Raw genomic sequence first — 19,524 nt, 5'->3', positions numbered from 1 at the left:
GGCTCTGAAAGGTGATGACCGGTCTTGGCGCAGCGATGATCCGGGCGGGCAGGCGGCTTCTGTCGTCGCTGCCGGCGCTGTTCGGTGTGCTGGTCTTCACCTTTCTTCTGATGCGCGTCCTGCCCGGCGACCCCGCGGTGTTCTTTGCCTCGGGGCCCAACGCCGGCAAGGAGGAGATCGAGCAGATCCGCAAGCAGATGGGGCTCAACAGGTCGGTGCCGGAGCAGCTCGTGTTCTATCTCTCCGACATCGGCCACGGCAATCTCGGCCGCTCCATGATGACCGGGCAGCCGGTGCTGAAGGATCTGCGCGAGCGGCTGCCGGCCTCGCTCGAGCTTACCTTCACCGCGCTGCTGATCGCGCTGATCGCGGCGGTGCCGCTCGGCGTGGTCGCGGCGCTGCGGCCGGGATCGATCGTCGATCACGGCGTGCGGCTGTTCTGCGCGCTCGGCGTCTGCGTGCCGACCTTCGTGTCGGGCCTGCTGCTGATCTACGTGTTCTACTATCTGCTCGGGCTTGCGCCTGATCCCACCGGGCGGATTGACGTCTTCACCTCGCTGCCGCCGCAGCGCACCGGCTTCCTGTCGATCGATTTCCTGCTCGCAGGAGATTTTGAAGGCTGGTGGGCGGCTTGCAAGCAGCTGATCCTGCCGGCGGTGAGCATGGCCCTGTTCGTGATCGCGCCGCTGGCGCGGATCACGCGCGCCTCGATGCTGGTCTCGCTCGGCAGCGATTTCGTGCGCACCGCGCGCTCCGTCGGGCTGTCCTGGCGCAAGGTGGTCGTCACCTATGCGCTGCGCAACGCGATCCTGCCCGTCATCACCATCGCCGGCATCGTATTCTCGACCATGCTGGGCGCCAATGTCCTGGTGGAGAAGGTGTTCTCCTGGCCGGGCGTTGCTTCCTACGCGCTCGATGCGCTCTTGTCCTCCGACTATGCGCCGGTGCAGGGCTTCGTGCTCCTGATGGCCAGCCTCTTTGTGCTGGTCAATCTCGTGGTCGATGTCTGCTACGGCATCGCCGATCCCAGGGTGTCGATCGAATGACCAGCGCAACCCTCCGCCATTCGGTCTGGATCCTGCGCGGCAATCCGCTTACGGCCGTCGCCGCGGCCGGCGTCCTTCTGTTCGTCCTCCTCGCGATCTTCGGCCCCTGGATCGTGCCCTATGATCCCGTGGTCTCCAATGTCTCGGAAGCGCTGCTGCCGCCAAGCGCGGCGCACATCGCCGGCACCGACCAGCTCGGGCGCGACGTCTTCAGCCGTCTCATCATCGCCGCGCGGCTCGATCTCGCCATCGCCGTCTCCGCGGTCGGCATTTCCTTCATCATCGGCGCCGTCGTCGGCGCGTTCTGCGGTTATGCCGGCGGCAGGCTCGACCGCGGCGTCGGCCGCTTCGTCGACGTGATGATGGCCTTTCCGCTGTTCGTGCTGGCGATGGCCATGGTCGCAGCCCTCGGCAACCGCATCGAGAACATCGTGATTGCGACAGCGATCATCAATCTTCCGTTCTACATCCGCTTCGCCCGCGCCGAGGTGAACGTCCGCCGCAATGTCGGCTGGGTCGAGGCCGCGCGCGCCTGCGGCGAGAGCCATTTCTCCGTGGTGCTGCGTTTCCTGCTGCCGAATATCCTGCCGGCGATGGCGGTGCAGATCTCGCTCAACCTCGGCTGGGCCATTCTGAATGCCGCGGGCCTTTCCTTCATCGGTCTCGGTGTCAAGCCGCCGACGCCGGAATGGGGCATCATGGTCGCGGAAGGCGCGCGCTTCATCTCGACCGGACGGTGGTGGCTGGTGGCCTTCCCCGGCCTTGCGCTGATGCTGGCCGTGCTCTGCTTCAATCTCCTCGGTGACGGGATGCGGGACATTCTCGATCCCCGCATGCGCACATGAGCAAGGAACTGCTCAGGATCGACGACCTCCACGTCTCGTTCTCGACGCGGCGCGGCATGGTCGAGGCCGTGCGCGGGGTCACGCTCACCGTCGAAGCCGGCGAGATGCTCGGCCTGGTCGGCGAGAGCGGCTCGGGCAAGTCGGTTACGGGGTTCGCAACGACAAGGTTGCTCGATGCGGCCGGCCGCGTCACCGGCGGCAAGATCCTGTTTCGCGGGCAGGACGTGACAAAACTCCGGGGCGACGATCTCCGTCAGCTCCAGGGCGCCGCCATGTCCATGATCTTCCAGAACCCGCGTGCGGCGCTCAATCCGATCCGGGCGATCGGCTTGCAGATCGCAGACGCGATCCTCACCCACAAGCGCATCTCGAAGGACGCCGCGCGCGCCGAGGCGCTGGAGCTGCTGCGCGCGGTCCAGATCCGCGACCCCGAGGCGCGGATGAACGCCTATCCGCACGAGCTCTCCGGCGGCATGTGCCAGCGCGTGATGATCGCGATCGCGATCTCCTGCAATCCCGCACTGCTGATTGCCGACGAGCCGACCACCGGCCTCGACGTCACCACGCAGAAGGTGGTGATGGATCTTCTGGCGGACATCGCCGCCGCGCGCGGCATGGCGACGATCCTGATCACGCACGATCTCGGGCTCGCGGCGCGCTACTGCCGTCGCATCGCGGTGATGGAGCGCGGACGCATCGTCGAGGAGGCCAGTCCCAGGACTCTCTTCACCACGCCGCAGCACGCCTACACCAGGCGCCTGGTTGCGGCATCGCCGACCGCGACGTCGCGGATCGAGGACCTCGTGACGGAGGACGAGCGGGAAGGCTACGCGGCGGTTGTCAACATGCCCAGGCAGGAGCCCGCGCACGGTACGCCGCCGCTGCTGGAAGTGCGGAAGCTCGCGAAACGTTTCGATCAGGGCTCTGCGGCGGTCGCGGACTTCTCGATGACGATGGCCGGCGGCGAGAGCGTCGGTCTCGTCGGCGAGTCCGGCTCGGGCAAGAGCACGACGTCGCGGATGATCTGCCGCCTGATCGATCCGAGCGAAGGCGACATCGTGTTCGACGGGCAAGCGATCGGTCATGTGGCGTCGCGTGATTTTCACCGCTCGTCCTTGCGCAAAGACATTCAGATGGTCTTTCAGGACCCGAACGAGAGCCTCAACCCGCGCTTCACCGCCTTCGACTGCATCGCCCATCCGCTGATGCGGCTCGACGGCATGCGGGCGGGCGAGGCGCTGCGCGCGCGGGTCGAGGAATGCGCGGAGCGCGTGGGGCTGCCGCTCGATCTCTTGCCGCGCTTCCCGCACCAGCTCTCCGGCGGCCAGAAGGCCCGCGTCGGCATCGCCCGCGCCATCGCCTGCCGGCCCCGGCTTCTGGTGCTGGACGAGCCGACCGCCGCACTCGACGTCTCCGTGCAGGCGGTGGTGCTGCAATTGCTCGATCGCTTGCGCCGCGAGAACGACATCGCGCTGCTGTTCGTCAGCCACGATCTCAACGTGGTGCGCATGCTCTGTGATCGCACCATCGTGCTGCGCAATGGCGGGATCGTCGAACAGGGCGAGAGCCGGGCGCTGTTCGACAATCCGAAGACCGACTACACGCGCAAGCTGGTCGAGGCGATCCCGCATATCGAGATCGGGCCGACGCTGGCGGCGGCGCTTTGAGGTCTCGATCGACCAAAAGTGACGATGAGATCCCGCTGGCGAAGGCCTGGTTACTGGCATACCATTTGCACGCCAATGGGCTTCGGTTTCACTGCTCTTGGCCAATGATTGGCCGGCATCACGGCATTACTGGGAGGACTTCATGGATCGCAGGACCGTATTGAAGGGACTGGCTGGCGCAAGCGGCCTGGCATTGACGGGCGGCCTTTCGGCCCCGGCGATCGCCCAGGGTGCCGCGGCGCGCACCCTGCGCTTCGTGCCGCAGGCCAATCTCGCCAATTTCGATCCGATCTGGGGCACGCAATATGTCGTGCGCAACGCTGCGGCGCTGGTCTGGGACACGCTTTACGGCATCGATTCCTCGCTCCAGCCGCAACGCCAGATGGTGGAGTCCGAGGAAGTCACCGACGACGGTACGACCTGGACGTTCAAATTGCGGCCGGGGCTCAAGTTCCATGACGGCGAGCCGGTGCTGAGCAAGGACGTCGTCGCGAGCCTTACGCGCTGGTCGGCGCGAGATCCGATGGGGCTCATGATCAAGGCGCTTCAGCAGGAGCTGACGGCCGTCGACGATCGCACCTTCAAATGGGTGCTCAAGCAGCCCTTCCCGAAGCTGCTCTACGCGCTGGCCAAGAACAACTCGCCGTGCGCCTTCATCATGCCGGAGCGCATCGCGCAGACCGATCCGTTCAAGCAGATCACCGACTATGTCGGCTCCGGGCCGATGAAGTTCGCCAAGGGCGAATGGGTGCCCGGCGCGAAAGCGGTGTTCGAGAAGTTCGCCGACTACGCGCCGCGGCAGGAGAAAGCGTCGTGGCTGGCCGGCGGCAAGCAGATCATGGTTGACCGCATCGAATGGATCGTGATGCCGGATCCGGCGACCGCGGCCGCCGCCTTGCAGAACGGCGAGGTCGACTGGTGGGAAAGCCCGATCGCCGACCTCGTTCCGGTCCTGAAGAAGAACAAGAACATCAGCGTCGACATTGGCGATCCCCTCGGCAATGTCGGCTCGTTCCGCATGAACTTCCTGTATCCGCCCTTCAACGACGTGCGGGCGCGGCGCGCGGTGCTGATGGCAATGAGTCAGGAAGACTACATGCGCGCGATCGTCGGCGACGACACCGCGTTGTGGAAGCCGCTGCCCGGCTATTTCACGCCGGATACGCCGCTCTATTCCGAGGCGGGCGGCGAGATCCTGAAGGGCAAGCGCGATCTCGACGCAGCCAAGAAGCTGCTCGCCGAGAGCGGTTATTCCGGCCAGCCCGTGACGTGCCTCGTGGCGCAGGACCAGCCGATCACCAAGGCGCAGGGCGACGTGACCGCGGACCTCCTGAAGAAGCTCGGCATGAATGTCGATTTCGTCGCGACCGACTGGGGCACGGTCGGCTCGCGCCGTGCACAGAAGACGCCGCCGGGACAGGGCGGCTGGAACATGTTCCACACCTGGCATGCGGGCGCGGACTGCATCAACCCTGCGCCGTACACCGCCATTCGCGCCAACGGCGACAAGGCCTGGTTCGGCTGGCCCACCAGCCCCGGCACCGAAAAGGAGGTCGCGTCCTGGTTCGAGGCCAAGAACCTCGATGAGGAGAAAGCCGCCATCGGCCGCCTCAACAAGGCGGCGCTCGATGACGTCGTCTACGCGCCGACCGGCTTCTTCCTGAGCTACACCGCGTGGCGCAAGAACGTCTCCGGCATTACCAAGGGGCCGCTGCCGTTCTTCTGGGGCGTGTCGAAATCCGCATGATCGCGCGCTGAGGCCAGATGCTCTCCTACATCCTCCGTCGCATCGTCGCGACCTTGCCGGTGATGGCAATCGTCGCGCTGTTCGTGTTCAGCCTGCTTTACATCGCGCCGGGTGATCCGGCCGTGGTGATCGCGGGCGATCAGGCGAGCCCGGAGGATGTGGAGCGAATCCGCCAGAGCCTCGGTCTCGACCGGCCGTTCCTGATCCAGTTCGGAAGCTGGGTCTGGCGCATCCTGCACGGCGATCTCGGCACCTCGATCTTCACCAATCTGCCGGTCTCGACGATGATCGGGCAGCGTCTCGGACCGACGCTGTCGCTGATGATCGTCACGCTGCTGCTCACCATCGTGGTCGCGGTGCCGCTCGGCGTGGTGGCGGCGTGGAAAGCCGGCAGCCTGATCGACCGCGTCATCATGGGCTTTGCCGTGTTCGGCTTCTCGCTGCCCGTCTTCGTGGTCGGCTACATGCTTGCCTACATCTTCGCGCTCGAACTGGAATGGCTGCCGGTGCAGGGCTACACGCCGCTTGCCCAGGGCTTTTGGCCCTGGCTGGAGAACTTGATCTTGCCGGCGGTCGCGCTGGGCTGTGTCTACATCGCGCTGATCGCGCGCATCACCCGCGCCACCATGCTCGAAGTGCTGCAGCAGGACTATATCCGCACCGCGCGGGCCAAGGGCCTCGGGCAGGGCGGCATCCTGTTTGTTCACGCGCTGAAGAACGCGGCGGTGCCGATCGTCACCGTGATCGGGATCGGCATCGCGCTCCTGATCGGCGGTGCCGTCGTCACGGAAAGCGTGTTTGCGATTCCCGGCCTCGGCCGGCTCACGATCGATGCGATCCTGCGCCGCGACTATCCCGTCATCCAGGGGATCGTGCTGCTGTTCAGCTTCGTCTACGTCCTCGTCAATTTGATGATCGACGTCATCTATACGCTCGTTGACCCGAGGATTCGCTATTGACCGACACCACCGTCAACCCGCAATCGCTCCCGGCCGGTCTAGTCCTCGCGCCGCAACTGCCGGAGATCCTTCGGCCGGTCAAGATCCGGCGCGGCTTCATCGGCTTCCTGCGCGGTCATCCGACGGTCGCCATCGGCGGTGCGCTGCTGCTGACGCTGGTCCTGATCGCGATCTTCGCGCCTTATCTCGGAACGGTCGATCCGACCGCGCTCGCGCCAGCCAAGCGCACGCGCGCGCCGTCGGCGGACTACTGGTTCGGCACCGACGTGCTCGGCCGCGACATCTATTCGCGCGTGCTCTTTCGGCGCGCGGGTCTCGCTCACGGTCGGCCTGTCGGTTGCGATGTTCGCGTCTGCGGTGGGCCTTGCCATCGGCATCGTCTCCGGCTTCATCCGCTGGGCCGACGGCATCCTGATGCGCTTCATGGACGGCTTGATGTCGATCCCGCCGATCCTGCTGGCGATCGCGCTGATGGCCTTGACCCGCGGCAGCGTCGGCAACGTCATCCTGGCCATCACCATCGCCGAGATCCCGCGCGTCTCGCGCCTCGTCCGCAGCGTGGTGCTGTCGCTGCGCGAGCAGCCCTATGTGGATGCGGCGGTGGCCTGCGGCACGCGCACGCCGATGATCATCCTGCGCCATATCCTTCCCAACACGCTCGCGCCCATGCTGGTCCAGGCGACCTACATTTGCGCCAGCGCCATGATCACGGAGGCGATCCTGTCCTTCATCGGTGCGGGTACGCCGCCCACCATTCCGTCCTGGGGCAACATCATGGCCGAGGGCCGCGCGCTGTGGCAGGTCAAGCCCTATATCGTGTTCTTTCCGGCGGCCTTCCTGTCCGTCACCGTGCTTGCCGTGAATCTGCTCGGCGACGGCCTTCGCGATGCGCTCGATCCGCGCATGGCCAAGAGCCTCTGATGTTGCGAGGCTGATCACGATGGCGCTGCTCGAAGTCGAAGACCTTCAGGCCCACTTCCGTACGCCCAGCGGCATCAACCGCGCGGTCGACGGCGTGTCCTTCCATGTCAACGAGGGCGAGACGCTCGCCATCGTCGGCGAATCCGGCTGCGGCAAGTCGGTGACCTCGATGTCGCTGATGCGGCTGATCCCGGAGCCGCCGGGCAAGATCGCAGGCAGCATCCGCTTCGCGGGCAAGGACCTCCTCAAGCTGTCCGACCGCGAGATGCGTGCCATCCGCGGCAACGACATCTCGATGATCTTCCAGGAGCCGATGACGAGCCTCAATCCGGTCCTGACCGTCGGCCGCCAGATCCGCGAGACGCTGATGATCCACCAGGGCCTGGACAAGCAGGCCGCCGAGGCGCACGCGATCGAGATGCTGACGCTGGTCGGCATTCCCGAGCCGAAGCGGCGCGTGCGCGAATATCCGCACCAGCTCTCCGGCGGCATGCGCCAGCGCGTGATGATCGCCGTTGCGCTGGCGTGCAATCCAAAACTTCTGATCGCGGACGAGCCGACCACGGCGCTCGACGTGACCATCCAGGCGCAAATCCTCAAGCTGATGCTCGACCTCAAGAGCCGGGTCGGTGCTGCGATCATCCTGATCACGCACGATCTTGGCGTCGTTGCCGAGATCGCCGAGCGCGTCATGGTCATGTATGCCGGCCGCAAGGTCGAGGAGGCGCCGGTCGCCGAGCTGTTTCGCTCGCCCCGGCATCCCTATACGCAAGGTTTGCTCGGTGCCGTGCCGCGGCTTGGTTCGTCGCTGACAGGCACCGCAAGACGGCTGGCCGAGATTCCCGGGCAAGTCCCCGATCTCCGCAAGCCGATCACGGGCTGCGTCTTCGCCGGACGCTGCGCGCTCGCGACCGATCTCTGCCGCCAATACGCGCCGGGGCTCGAGGAGAAGGGCCCGCGCCATGTCGCGGCCTGTCACTACGCGGCGAAGGGGGCGGTCGCGGCATGAGTCCTCCTCTGCTCCAGGTCAACGACCTCAAGAAGCATTTTCCGGTCAACAAGGGCCTGTTCGGCCGCAAGTCCGAATGGGTGTATGCGGTCGACGGCGTGTCTTTCGAGATCGCGCGCGGCGAGACGCTGTCGCTTGTCGGGGAGTCCGGCTGCGGCAAATCGACGGTCGGCCGCGCCATCCTGCGGCTGTTCGACATCACTTCGGGGCAGGTGATTCTCGACGGCCAGCGCATCGACGATGCCGCGCCGGCCACGATGCGCCAGATGCGCCGGCGCGTGCAGGTCGTGTTCCAGGATCCGTTCTCCAGCCTCAATCCGCGCATGCGCGTGCGCGACATTCTCGCGGAGCCGATCCGCAATTTCGGCCTCGCCAAATCCGCGGAAGATCTTGAGGTGCGCGTCACGTCTTTGATGGACACCGTGCGTCTGCCGCGCGAGGCGCTGAACCGCCGGCCGCACGAATTCTCCGGCGGTCAGCGCCAGCGCATCGGGATCGCGCGGGCGCTGGCGGCCGAGCCCGAGCTGATCGTCTGCGACGAGGCGGTCTCCGCGCTCGATGTCTCGGTCAAGGCGCAGATCGTCAATCTGCTCCAGGATCTCCAGCAGAAATTCGGCCTCGCGCTGCTATTCATCAGCCATGACCTCGCCATCGTCGAGCACATGACCCATCGCGTCGCGGTGATGTATCTCGGCAAGATCGTCGAGGTCGCGCCGCGCCGGGAGATCTTTGCCGCGCCGAGGCATCCCTACACCAAGGCGCTGCTCTCAGCGGTGCCGCTGCCCGAGCCGGGCGCCCAGCGCAACCCGATCATCCTCGGCGGCGACGTGCCGAGCCCGATCAATCCGCCGAGCGGATGCCGCTTCCACACCCGTTGTCCGTACGTGTTCGACCGTTGTCGCACGGAAGAGCCGGTGCTTCGGACGACTGGACCCGAGCAGTGGGTGGCGTGCCACCTCGACGAGGCACTAGAGGCACCATAAGTTTAGAGGCACGGCATGCGGGATTTCGCCAGCACGCAGTGAATGCCCTTGTTGCCGTCGACCATCTGCGTGACCCTGAGGTCCGCGGCGATCGAGCAGAGCGTATAGGCATCCTGTGCGCCGAGGCCGCTGTGCTCGCGGATCAGCGCGATCATGTCGCGCAGCGCGGCCTTGGCCGCGTCGTCGAGATCCTCGTCAAAGCCCATGGTGATCCAGTCGGACGCCGTCTCGGCGCGGGGCGAGGTGAGGCGGAGATCGCGGCGGACGTGGAATTCGAAGGTGCCGGTGAGCGCCGCCTCGATCGCGGTCAGGCAGACTTCGCCGTCGCCCTGGAGCGCGTGGCCGTCGCCGGCGGAGAACAGCGCGCCCGGCACGAAGACCGGAAAATAAAGCGTGCTGCCGGCACCTAACTCCTTGTTGTCCATGTTGCCGCCGAATGCCCGCGGCTCCTTTGAGGACAATCGGCCCCAGGCGAGCGGCGGCGCGACGCCGAAATTGCCGAAGAAGGGGGAGAGCGGCAGCTCCTGGCCCCAGGGGAGTTTTGCGACGTTGCGCGCGCGGTCCAGCGGAATGTGGATGCGGCGGAACTCGGGAAAATCCTCAGGGAGAGTGCCGAGCGTCGGGACCTGCAGATTCCAGCCCCAATTGCAGCGCAGCTCGATGCTCAGCACGCGCACTTCGAGGACGTCGCCGGGCTCGGCGCCCTCGATGTAGACAGGCCCGGTGAGAAGGTGCGGCCCCGGACCGCGGAAGGCGCTTGCGAGCACCTCCGCATGTCCGGGCACGACGTCAAAACCGAGCGACGGATCGGGCAGGTCGTCCGGCTCGCCCGAGAGCGTCTCGATGGTCACGCGGTCTCCGGATGCGATCCGGAGCACCGGCTTCAGCCGTCCGTCCCAGAGTCCCCACTGGACGTTTCCAGGAGTGGATCGCAGAACGTAGTCCATGCCTTCACCGGCCTGCGCTGCTCGCAACGATCGAGGAGGGCGACGTGACGTGCTTGCCCAGCGCCAGATAGACCAGCCCCGAGACCCCGATCCCGAACAGCCAGCTCAGATCGGCCCCACCCAACAGGTTGATCGAGACCGGCCCCTGAAGCGCGCCGACCAAGCCGTCTTCCACCAGCCATCCGGCGACAAGGCCGGCGAAGAACGCGATCATGCCGGCCCAGTTGATGTCGCCATAGGCGCCGGTCTCCGGCGAGCGATAGAGCTCGGCGACGTCGATCTTGCCCTTCCGCTTGAGGAAGAAGTCCGCGAGCACCACGCCGGCCCACGGGCTCATCCACAACAAGAGGCTGATCATCCAGTTGTCGAACGCCTTGGCGAAGGACGGCGCGAAGATGAAGTACAGCGTGACCAGATAGCCGGCGACGCCAACGATGACGGTGAGCCAGAAGCGCGAGAACTTCAGCCCCGCGCTCAGCGCCGCCAGCGTCGCCGAGTAGACGTTGAGGATGTTGGTCGCGATCGGGCCGTGCAGCACCATCAGCAAAACGAGGATGCTGACCGGCCCGCCGAACACCGCGCTGACCATTTTTGCGGGATCGGTGTCCAGCGTGGTCGAGGCGATGGTCGCGCCGAGGATGCCGAGCCAGACCGTCGGCACGAACATGCCGATATAGCTGTACCAGAAGACGGATTTCGACGGCACGCTTTTCGGCACGAAGCGCGAATAGTCGGAGGCCCAGGTGACCCAGGAAATGCCCCAGCCGACGCCGATCGCCGTCATCAGCAGGGTCAGCATCGCCAGATGCGCGCCCGGCGGCAGCGAGGTCGTGAGGCTCCAGTTGACGACACCGGGGCGCGTCCAGGCCAGCACGCTCATCAGCACCATGATGGCGATGGTCGGTGGCACCGTGTATTTCTCGAAGGTGCGGATCGCGTAGAATCCGTAGACGCCGATCAGGACCTGCGCCGCCATCACCAGCGTGATGATGACGATCTCGATCAGCCAGGTGTCGGGCACGCCGAACTGGCCAAGGATTCCGATCGAAACCTTCACCGGGAAGTAGGTGTTTACGCCGATCCAGCCGAGCGTCATCACGAACATCAGGATGCTGGGTAGGTAGGCGCCGCGGACGCCGAACGCGGACCGGCTCAGCACCATCTGGTTGACCCCGGTCTTGTGCCCCATCACGGTGAAGGTTGCGAAGATCGCGCAGCCGACGATGTTCCCGAGCACGATGACCGCGATCGTCTCCATCAGCCCAAGCTTCAGGATGATCCCGAGCGCGCCGAGCGCCCAGTTGACCGGCGCGATGTTTGCGCCGGCCCAGATCCACATCTGCTGCGGTCCGGTCGAGTCCCGGTCCGCATCGGGAATTGGCTCGATGCTGTGAATATCAGCGCGAAGTTCGGAATCCGTCATGACATCCCCCAATACGAAGCACGCTTCGCATCGTTGCAGCATAAATCGTGCCATTGGTTGCACAACCGCCGGAGCAGGGCGTGCGCCGATGCCGGATGCAATGAGGTTTGCGCCGGATTGTCATTGGAATTTCAAGCGTGCCCTGAACTCACGCGCCGGTTCGCCACCGTGCCCGCGAGACGCTGATCTCCTCCGCGCGCTTGCGGGCGAGAGGCAAAAGATGTTGCACGGTCGTGCAGCGGTACGATGATAAATTAAGCAGCCCCACCCAAAAGCGCAGCAGCCGCTTCTAATCGAATAGGGCAGCGGCGCTGCCGCGACTTGGGTTGCCGGCCACGATGCGCTGCATCATTTCGATGAAGAGCGCCTGTTCCCGCTCGCTCAAATCGCCGAGCGTCGCACGATGCGCCCGCCGTGCCGCGCCCTCGATCTTGACCAGAAGCGCCGCGCCGGCCGGCGTCAATCGGCACAGGCGCGCGCGGCGATCGTCCTTGTTGATGGCGCGCTCGACCAGGTTCCGTGCGGCGAGCCGCTTCAACGCGCCGGTCGTCGTGGTCCGGTCGAGGGCGATATCGGCCGCCAAAGTGGTCTGATCGGCGGTTTCGCGCACGGCCAGTGCCGAGAGCAGGCTGTATTGCAGCGGCGTGACCTCGAACGCGCCGCACGCTTCCTGAAACAGCGCGACGTGAATCTGGTGCAGCCGCCGGATCAGATAGCCGGGACGTTGCGACAATGGCCAGGGGCGGTGCTTGCCCCCGCTGCGACGCTTCTGTGCTTGCCGCAATGCACGCTCTCCCAACCAAAACTCCGTCGCGCTTAGCTCGATTCGAACGCGGCTGCCACCGCCTGATCATGGCATGATGCTTGCTTTTGTCAAAATACGAAGCATACTTCGTATTCAAATGCGAAGCATGCTTCGTAATCCGGGGCGGAGCAGCCGCCTGCGCGGGACCGAGGAGAGCGTCATGTCAGTTACTGCCAGCTTCGACCTTCTGCTGCGAGGCGGTCGCGTGATCTGTCCGGCCTCGGGCGTGGACGGCATCAAGGACGTCGCCATCCGGGGCGGCAAGATCGCAGCGGTCGCGGCGGATATCCTGCCGACCAGCGCCAAGGAGGTCGTCGACGTCGGCGGCAAGTTGGTGCTGCCCGGCCTGATCGATACCCATGCGCATGTCTATCAATATGTCTCCGGCCGCTTCGGCATGAACCCCGACATGGTCGGCGTGCAGTCGGGCGTGACGACGTTGGTCGATCAGGGCGGCCCGTCCTGCATGACGCTGCCCGGCTTTCGTCATTTCATCGCCGAGCCCTCGGCCTCGCGCGTCTACGCCTTCTTGTCGGCCTATCTCGTTGGCGGACTGGAAGGACATTATTATCCGCAGCTCTATAGCCCCGACGGCGTCGACATCGATGCGACCGTCAAGGCGGCGACGGCCAATCTCGACATCGTGCGCGGCATCAAGGCCCATGCCGAGATCGGCGGCTTCGCGCGCTGGGGCATCCGCGTCATCGAGATGGCGGCGGAGATCGGCAAGCGCGCCGATCTGCCTGTCTATGTCCATTTCGGCCAGCTCTGGGGCCTGCCCGAAAGCGGCGCCAACGGCGAAGATGCCGACACCATCCTCACCCGCGTGATCCCGCTGCTGCGCGAAGGCGACGTTCTCGCCCATCCGTTCACGCGCCACCCCGGCGGCTTCGTCAACCGCGAGGGCGAGGTGCATCCGGTGATCCAGGCGGCGCTCGATCGCGGCCTGAAGGTCGATGTCGGCCACGGCAGCCATTTCTCGTACCGGCTTGCGAAGAAGGCGATCGCCGCCGGCATCATTCCGACCACGCTCGGCGCCGACATCCACGGCTACAACACCCATGTGCCCGCGCCGGCCGGAACGCCCGACCAGCACGAGGACGAGGAGAACCATCCCTTCGCGGGGCAGGCCAAGTTCAGCCTGGTCCAGGCGATGAGCTCGATGATGGCGCTCGGCCTGTCGCTCGAGCAGGTGGTGCCGATGGTCACCGCCAATCCGGCCAAGATGCTCGGCCGCAGCGCGGAGATCGGCGCGCTCAAGGTCGGCATGGACGCCGACGTCTCCGTGCTCTCGGAGAAGAAGGGGCGCTTCATCCTCAAGGACAACGAGCAGAACGAGGTGATCGCCGAGCGCCTGCTTCAGCCGGCCTTCTGCCTGCGTGCCGGCACGCGCTTCGACGCGGTCGCCCCGATCCTGCCGCAGGCCGTCGCGGCGTAAGGCCGGGCGGTGAAGGAGGGCGCGGAGTTGCGCAACGAGCGAGAGTTTCCTTCTGGAAGGTCCGGGCAGGGCGTCGGCGTGCGCCTGCCGCGGAAGGAGGACGACCGCCTGATGCGCGGCCGCGGCCAGTTCGTCGCGGACATCAGGCTTAGCGGCCTTCAGGACGTCGCCTTCGTGCGCAGCCCGCTGGCGCACGCACGCATCCGCGCCATCCACGTGTCCGAGCGCCATCGTGGCAGCGTCTTCACGGCGGCGGACCTCGTCGGCATCAAGCCGATCCGCGCAGTGTCAGGACTTCCGGGCTTCAAGATCTCGGAGCAGCCGGTGCTCGCCACCGGCAAGGTGCGCCAGGTCGGCGAGCTCGTCGCCATGTGTCTTGCGCCGACGCGGGCTGAGGCCGAGGACATCGCGGCCTCCGTGACGCTGGATCTGGAGGAGCTGCCCGCGGTCTATGACATGCTGAAGGCGCGCGAGCCCGGTTCGGGGCTGGTGCACGAGCATTGGGGCGACAACGTTTTCCTCGAGACCAACTTTGAGGTCGACATCTCCGCCGCGCTCGATGCGCCGATCAAGGTGACGCGCGAGATCTCGACCGCGCGGCAATGCATGTCGCCGCTGGAAGGCCGCGGCGTGGTCGCGACCTTCGACCGCCGGCTCGACCAGCTCACGCTGCATTCGGCGGCTCAGATGCCGCACATCACGCGCAGCGGCCTTGCCGAATGCTTGGGCATGGAGGAGGGCCAGATCCGCGTCATCTCGCCCGATGTCGGCGGCGGTTTTGGCCACAAGGGCATTCTGCTGCCTGAAGAGGTCTGCCTGTCCTGGCTGACCATGCAACGCGGCCACCCCGTGCGCTGGACCGAGGACCGCCGCGAGCATCTCGTCGCCAGCTCCAATTGCCGCGAGCACCATTACAAGATCACGGTCTATGCCGATCGTGACGGGACGTTGCGCGGCATCGATTGCGAAGCGACGGTCGATTCCGGCGCATACTCGTCCTACCCGTTCTCCGCCTGTCTCGAAGCCGCGCAGGTCGCGAGTATCCTGCCCGGTCCGTACAAGATGCCGGCCTATCGCTGCCGCACCTTTTCGGTTGCCACCAACAAATGTCCGATCCTGCCCTACCGGGGCGTCGCGCGCACCGGCGTCTGCTTTGCGCTGGAATTGATGCTCGACCTCGTCGCGGTGGAGGCCGGGCTCGAGCCCGGCGAGGTGCGACTGCGCAATCTGGTGCGCCCCGAACAGATGCCGTTCGACAACATCACCAGGAAGCATTTTGACAGCGGCGATTATCCGGAAGCGATGCGCCGCGCGCTCGCCGCGATCGATGTCGACGCCATTCGCGCGAAGCAAAAGCAGGGCGGGGCGGATAGCCGCCGCATCGGCGTCGGCGTCTCCATCTATTGCGAGCAGGCGGCGCACGGCACCTCGGTCTATTCCGGCTGGGGCATCCCGATGGTGCCGGGCCACGAGCAGGCATCGGCACGGCTGACGCCGGATGGCGGTCTCGAGCTGCGTGTCGGCGTGCATTCGCATGGGCAGGGCATGGAGACGACGCTCGCCCAGGTCGCGCATGAAATGCTGGGAATAGACGTCGCAAAGATCCGCATCATCCTCGGCGACACCGCGATGACACCCTATTCGACCGGCACCTGGGGCTCGCGCTCGATGGTGATGGCGGGCGGCGCGGTGGCGACCGCCTGCCGCGAGCTCGGCGAACGTGCGAGGCGCATCGGTGCCAAACTGTTGCAGCATGATCCGGCATCGGTCGTGTTGCAGAATGGCGAGGTGCGCGGCGTCAATGGCAGCGTCAGCCTCCGGGCGATCGCCCACACCTGGTATCGCCGCCCGCAGGATCTTCCTGTTGACGTCGATCCCGGTGGGCTCGAGGTGACGCAGGGCTACAAGCCCGTGCGCGACAGCGGGACGTTCAGCTACGCCGCGCATGCGGCCGTCGTCGCGGTCGATCCTGATCTGGGTGAGGTCGAGATCCTCGATTACGTGATCGTCGAGGACGGCGGCGTGCTGGTCAACCCGCTGGTGGTTGACGGCCAGATCTATGGCGGTCTCGCGCAGGGAATCGGCACCGCGCTCTACGAGGAGATGCCGTTCGACGCCTCCGGCCAGCCGCTGGCGACGACGCTGGCCGACTATCTGCTTCCCGGCGCGACCGAGGTTCCGGCGGCGCGCCTCGATCACATGGAGACGCCGTCGCCCTATACGCAGTTCGGCGTGAAGGGCATCGGCGAGGGCGGTGCCATCGCGCCGCCGGCCGCGATCGCCAATGCCGTCAACGACGCGCTGCGGCCACTCGGTGTCGAGCTGATGCAGTCGCCGATCACGCCGCATCGCGTCGTCGCGGCCGTACTGGCCGCTCGCGCGACTGAGAGGAGCGCGGCATGAAACCGGCGCCCTTCGCTTACGAACGCCCGCGCGATCTCAATTCGGCGCTGTCGATGCTGGCAGCGGCAGGCGGATCGGCGAAGATCATCGCCGGCGGCCAGTCGCTTGGGCCCATGCTCAATCTGCGGTTGGTGCAGCCGGAGCTGATCGTCGACATCTCCGGGCTTGCCGAGCTCAAGCGCGCGGAGGTGTCCGGCGGCGAGCTCGTGCTGGGTGCCCTGGTCACCCATGCCGATATCGAGGACGGCCGCACCGCCGACGTGACGCGTGGCGCGATGCGCGGCGTCGCGGCCAACATCGCCTATCGCGCGGTGCGCAACCGCGGCACCATCGGCGGCTCACTCAGCCATGCCGATCCCGCCGCGGACTGGATTTCCGCGCTCGCGGCCCTAGGTGCGCAGGTGACACTGCGCAGTCTTGCCGGTGCGCGCACGATGGCGATCGAGGCGTTTGTCGTCGGTGCGCTGGAATCGGCGTTGCACGCCGGCGAAATCGTCGAGGCGATTCACGTGCCGGCCCGCGCGGCCTCCGCGCATTGGGGCTATGCCAAGAGCTGCCGCAAGACCGGCGAGTTCGCCCATGCCATTGGTGCGGTCCTGGTCGACCCGGCCACCGCCACCGCGCGCATCGTGATCGGTGCGATCGATACAGCGCCGATCGTCGTGACCGATGCCGCCGGGTTGTTCGGCGGCCGGATTGCGGCCGACTACAAGCAGCGTTTCGACATCCGCGTCGCCGATGCGCTTCTGATGAAGGCCGGCATCGACGATGCCGCGCAGCGCCATATCCATGTCAGCGTGTTGAAGCGCGCCGTCCTGGAGGCCGCGGCATGAACACGGTCTCGCTTCATGTCAATCGCCGTGCGGTGGAGCTATCGGCCGAGCCGCGCACCAGCCTTGCCGATTTCGTGCGCGACAAGCTCGACCTGACCGGCACGCATCTCGGCTGCGAGCACGGCGTTTGCGGCGCCTGCACCGTGCTGCTCGACGGCGTGCCGGCGCGCTCCTGCATCACCTATGCGGTGGCCTGCGAAGGCGCCGACATCACCACGATCGAGGGCCTCGACGAGGACGAGGTCACGACCGAGTTGCGCGCCGCCTTCACCCGGGAGCACGCGCTGCAATGCGGCTATTGCACGCCCGGCATGCTGGTCTCGGCGCGCGACTTGGTGTTGCGCCTGCCTGACGCCGACGAGCGGCGCATTCGCGTCGGCCTCAGCGGCAATCTCTGCCGCTGCACCGGCTATGTCGGCATCGTGCGGGCGGTGCAGTCCGTGATCGAGGCGAGGCGCGCGCGCAACATCGCGCCGCTGGCCGGTGGCGGCAGGACCAGCCTCGGCCCCGCCGGATCGGGGCGAGCTGCATCCCATCAAGACCAGCAGTCGCTGCAGCCTATGCGACAGGCGTTAGCGTCGGGCTCAGGGAGCGCCGCACCGGGCACAATCCCGGATTTCACCCCGGCGACCGTTCTCGATCAGCGCTTCACGCTGCCGCACGCGCCGGCAAAGGTGTTTGCGATGTTCGATGACATCGCGGGCATCGCAGCCTGCCTTCCCGGCGTATCGCTCGCGGCGCCGCCAAGGCCCGAGCGTGTCGAAGGCGTGATCCGCGTCAGGCTCGGGCCGATCGCAGCAAGCTTCGAGGGGGCCGCGCGCGTCGAACGCGATCCCGCGACGCTCTCCGGCCGCATCGTCGGCATCGGCACCGACCAGCGCAGCCATTCGGCGACGCAAGGCGAAATCCGCTATCGCCTGATCCCGCTCGATGGCGGCGCGGCGACCGCGGTCGACCTGTCGATCGGCTACACGCTCACGGGCATGCTGGCGCAGGTCGGCCGGCCGGGCCTCGTGCGCGATCTCGCCAGACGCCTGGTCGCTGAGTTCGCGGGAAATCTCGACCGCCACATGTCGGGCGCGCCGTCGGGGGCGGCGGCCCCGGCGGAGCTCAGCTTCTGGTCGCTTGCATCGGACGTTTTGCGTGCTCGGCTCGCGCGCATGTTTGGCCGCGTCTTCACTGGAAAAGGTGGCGCGGAATGATCGGCGCGCTCGCGCCGCGGAGTGACGAAGGCTGGACTGCCTAGAGATCAACAGCGTTGGATTTGGAGAGACAACATGAAACGAGCACTCGGACTGGTTCGGACAATCGCGCTGGCGACGGCCTTGTTCGGCGGCGCGGCAGGGGCGCAGACCATCAAGATCGGCGTCAACGAGCCTCTTACCGGCGCCTTCGCGGCCTCCGGCACCTACGTCGTCAACGGCGCCAAGATCGCCGCCGACGAGATCAACGCCAAGGGCGGCATTTTGGGCAAGAAGATCGAACTGGTGATCGAGGACAACAAGAGCAACCCGACGGAAGCCGCCGCCGTCGCGGAGAAGCTCATCACCAGCGACAAGGTGCCGGTGCTGATGGGCGCCTGGGGCTCGAGCCTGACGCTCGCGGTGATGCCGAAGCTGATGGAATACGAGACGCCGATGGTGGTGGAGACCTCGTCCTCGGGCAAGATCACGACGACCGGAAATCCCTTCATCTTCCGCATCTCGCCGCCCTCGGCGGTCGAGGCCGCGGCGTTCAAGGGCATCGTCGACAAGCTCGCCCTGAAGAAGGTCGACTTCCTCGTCATCAACAATGACTGGGGCCGCGGCACCGCCGAGGACTTCAGCAAGATGATGAAGGACAAGGGCATCAGCATCGGCTTGGTCGAAACCATGGACCAGGGTGCGCAGGACATGAGCGCCCAGCTCTCCAAGATCAAGAGCTCGGATTCCGAGACGGTCATCGTCACGACCGCCGTCGACCAGTTGACGCTGATCTTCAAGCAGGCCGCTGCGCTCGGCCTGAAGAAGCGCATCATCACCACCGGGGGCTCGCAGAACCCCGACCAGATCATCGCCCAGGCGGGAGCCGCCGCCAACGGAACCATGCATCTGACGACCTTCCTGCCGTGGTTCCCGGACAAGACGCCGAACCCCGAGGCAACCAACTACTTCATCACGGAATGGAAGAAACGCGGCTTCGAGTTCGCCGGCTGCACCGAAAGCTTCCGCGGCTATGACGGCATCCGCACCGCGGCGGCCGCGATCGAGAAGGCGGGCAAGGCCGAGCCGGCAGCGATCAAGGCTGCGTTCTGGGACATCAATATCAAGGGGCTCAACGGCGACATCGTGTTCCGCAAGTCCGGCCCTGAGGGCAAGGAGAGCGGGCAGAGCCAGCCGAACGTCTATCTCATCGAGATCAACGACGGCAAGGTCGAGATGAAGACACTCTAACGCGTTCATTCGGGGGCGAGGGCGGCGCACCGCCGCTCTCGCCGCATTGCGGGTCATACGAGAACG

The 19,524-nt window shown here is 66.2% G+C and carries 15 protein-coding genes and 1 pseudogene; 13 read left to right on the top strand and 3 right to left on the bottom strand.

Annotated features, from left to right (window positions below; all coding sequences use genetic code 11):
* The first annotated feature begins 11 nt into the window (after positions 1-11).
* From ACVWW6_RS35515 to ACVWW6_RS35480, 8 genes and pseudogenes are all read left to right on the top strand, one after another.
* Positions 12-1,046, top strand: a complete 1,035-nt coding sequence (locus ACVWW6_RS35515; RefSeq protein ID WP_456682356.1) for an ABC transporter permease — start codon at positions 12-14, stop codon at positions 1,044-1,046.
* Positions 1,043-1,891, top strand: a complete 849-nt coding sequence (locus ACVWW6_RS35510) for an ABC transporter permease (protein WP_304552120.1) — start codon at positions 1,043-1,045, stop codon at positions 1,889-1,891. Before ACVWW6_RS35515 ends, ACVWW6_RS35510 begins: the two co-directional genes overlap by 4 nt.
* Positions 1,888-3,558 (top strand): nickel ABC transporter ATP-binding protein NikE, encoded by a 1,671-nt coding sequence (nikE, locus tag ACVWW6_RS35505; RefSeq protein WP_456682355.1) that lies wholly within the window; start codon positions 1,888-1,890, stop codon positions 3,556-3,558. The genes ACVWW6_RS35510 and nikE overlap by 4 nt, the downstream gene beginning before the upstream one ends.
* Positions 3,559-3,700: 142 nt before the next feature.
* Positions 3,701-5,305 carry an ABC transporter substrate-binding protein gene (locus ACVWW6_RS35500; RefSeq protein ID WP_011086125.1) on the top strand — a complete coding sequence of 535 codons (1,605 nt, stop codon included), beginning with the start codon at positions 3,701-3,703 and terminating at the stop codon, positions 5,303-5,305.
* A 17-nt stretch (positions 5,306-5,322) separates the two neighbouring features.
* Positions 5,323-6,264 carry an ABC transporter permease gene (locus ACVWW6_RS35495; protein WP_027548944.1) on the top strand — a complete coding sequence of 314 codons (942 nt, stop codon included), beginning with the start codon at positions 5,323-5,325 and terminating at the stop codon, positions 6,262-6,264.
* A pseudogene (locus tag ACVWW6_RS35490) lies at positions 6,261-7,185 on the top strand (ABC transporter permease). The gene ACVWW6_RS35495 and the pseudogene ACVWW6_RS35490 overlap by 4 nt, the downstream one beginning before the upstream one ends.
* Positions 7,186-7,204: 19 nt before the next feature.
* Complete coding sequence (locus ACVWW6_RS35485) at positions 7,205-8,194, top strand: ABC transporter ATP-binding protein (protein WP_060911336.1); 990 nt, start codon at positions 7,205-7,207, stop codon at positions 8,192-8,194.
* Entirely contained in the window at positions 8,191-9,177 is a 987-nt protein-coding gene (locus ACVWW6_RS35480) for an ABC transporter ATP-binding protein (RefSeq protein ID WP_456682354.1), read from the top strand. The genes ACVWW6_RS35485 and ACVWW6_RS35480 overlap by 4 nt, the downstream gene beginning before the upstream one ends.
* 2 nt (positions 9,178-9,179) lie before the next feature.
* Here ACVWW6_RS35480 and ACVWW6_RS35475 read toward each other — a convergent pair whose 3' ends face one another.
* From ACVWW6_RS35475 to ACVWW6_RS35465, 3 genes are all read right to left on the bottom strand, one after another.
* Positions 9,180-10,124 carry an acetamidase/formamidase family protein gene (locus tag ACVWW6_RS35475; protein WP_011086130.1) on the bottom strand — a complete coding sequence of 315 codons (945 nt, stop codon included), beginning with the start codon at positions 10,122-10,124 and terminating at the stop codon, positions 9,180-9,182.
* A 4-nt stretch (positions 10,125-10,128) separates the two neighbouring features.
* Entirely contained in the window at positions 10,129-11,547 is a 1,419-nt protein-coding gene (locus ACVWW6_RS35470) for a cytosine permease (protein WP_456682353.1), read from the bottom strand.
* Positions 11,548-11,836: 289 nt separating this feature from the next.
* The gene (locus ACVWW6_RS35465; RefSeq protein ID WP_456682352.1) at positions 11,837-12,331 is read right to left on the bottom strand and encodes a MarR family winged helix-turn-helix transcriptional regulator; all 495 of its coding nucleotides are present in this window, start codon (positions 12,329-12,331) and stop codon (positions 11,837-11,839) included.
* A 181-nt stretch (positions 12,332-12,512) separates the two neighbouring features.
* On the opposite strand from ACVWW6_RS35465, the gene ACVWW6_RS35460 reads away from it, so the two are divergent.
* From ACVWW6_RS35460 to ACVWW6_RS35440, 5 genes are all read left to right on the top strand, one after another.
* On the top strand, positions 12,513-13,790 hold the full coding sequence (locus tag ACVWW6_RS35460; RefSeq protein WP_456682351.1) for an amidohydrolase/deacetylase family metallohydrolase: 1,278 nt from the start codon (positions 12,513-12,515) through the stop codon (positions 13,788-13,790).
* A 9-nt stretch (positions 13,791-13,799) separates the two neighbouring features.
* Entirely contained in the window at positions 13,800-16,193 is a 2,394-nt protein-coding gene (locus ACVWW6_RS35455; RefSeq protein ID WP_456682350.1) for a xanthine dehydrogenase family protein molybdopterin-binding subunit, read from the top strand.
* Positions 16,190-17,026 (top strand): FAD binding domain-containing protein, encoded by an 837-nt coding sequence (locus ACVWW6_RS35450; protein WP_456682349.1) that lies wholly within the window; start codon positions 16,190-16,192, stop codon positions 17,024-17,026. The genes ACVWW6_RS35455 and ACVWW6_RS35450 overlap by 4 nt, the downstream gene beginning before the upstream one ends.
* A complete protein-coding gene (locus ACVWW6_RS35445) occupies positions 17,023-18,228 on the top strand; it encodes a xanthine dehydrogenase family Fe-S subunit (RefSeq protein WP_456682348.1) in 1,206 nt (401 codons plus the stop codon). The genes ACVWW6_RS35450 and ACVWW6_RS35445 overlap by 4 nt, the downstream gene beginning before the upstream one ends.
* Before the next feature lie 75 nt (positions 18,229-18,303).
* Positions 18,304-19,458 (top strand): ABC transporter substrate-binding protein, encoded by a 1,155-nt coding sequence (locus ACVWW6_RS35440; protein WP_456682347.1) that lies wholly within the window; start codon positions 18,304-18,306, stop codon positions 19,456-19,458.
* Positions 19,459-19,524: the final 66 nt, after the last annotated feature.

This window comes from Bradyrhizobium sp. USDA 3311, from assembly GCF_054062495.1.
Note: the sequence above shows the minus strand (reverse complement) of the source record. Positions and strands in the feature narration are given on the sequence as shown.

Coding starts and splice junctions, on each gene's coding strand:
- ACVWW6_RS35510 (WP_304552120.1), top strand. CDS start 1,043: ATGACCAGCGCAACCCTCCGCCATTCGGTCTGGATCCTGCGCGGCAAT.
- nikE (WP_456682355.1), top strand. CDS start 1,888: ATGAGCAAGGAACTGCTCAGGATCGACGACCTCCACGTCTCGTTCTCG.
- ACVWW6_RS35500 (WP_011086125.1), top strand. CDS start 3,701: ATGGATCGCAGGACCGTATTGAAGGGACTGGCTGGCGCAAGCGGCCTG.
- ACVWW6_RS35495 (WP_027548944.1), top strand. CDS start 5,323: ATGCTCTCCTACATCCTCCGTCGCATCGTCGCGACCTTGCCGGTGATG.
- ACVWW6_RS35485 (WP_060911336.1), top strand. CDS start 7,205: ATGGCGCTGCTCGAAGTCGAAGACCTTCAGGCCCACTTCCGTACGCCC.
- ACVWW6_RS35480 (WP_456682354.1), top strand. CDS start 8,191: ATGAGTCCTCCTCTGCTCCAGGTCAACGACCTCAAGAAGCATTTTCCG.
- ACVWW6_RS35475 (WP_011086130.1), bottom strand. CDS start 10,124: ATGGACTACGTTCTGCGATCCACTCCTGGAAACGTCCAGTGGGGACTC.
- ACVWW6_RS35470 (WP_456682353.1), bottom strand. CDS start 11,547: ATGACGGATTCCGAACTTCGCGCTGATATTCACAGCATCGAGCCAATT.
- ACVWW6_RS35460 (WP_456682351.1), top strand. CDS start 12,513: ATGTCAGTTACTGCCAGCTTCGACCTTCTGCTGCGAGGCGGTCGCGTG.
- ACVWW6_RS35450 (WP_456682349.1), top strand. CDS start 16,190: ATGAAACCGGCGCCCTTCGCTTACGAACGCCCGCGCGATCTCAATTCG.
- ACVWW6_RS35445 (WP_456682348.1), top strand. CDS start 17,023: ATGAACACGGTCTCGCTTCATGTCAATCGCCGTGCGGTGGAGCTATCG.
- ACVWW6_RS35440 (WP_456682347.1), top strand. CDS start 18,304: ATGAAACGAGCACTCGGACTGGTTCGGACAATCGCGCTGGCGACGGCC.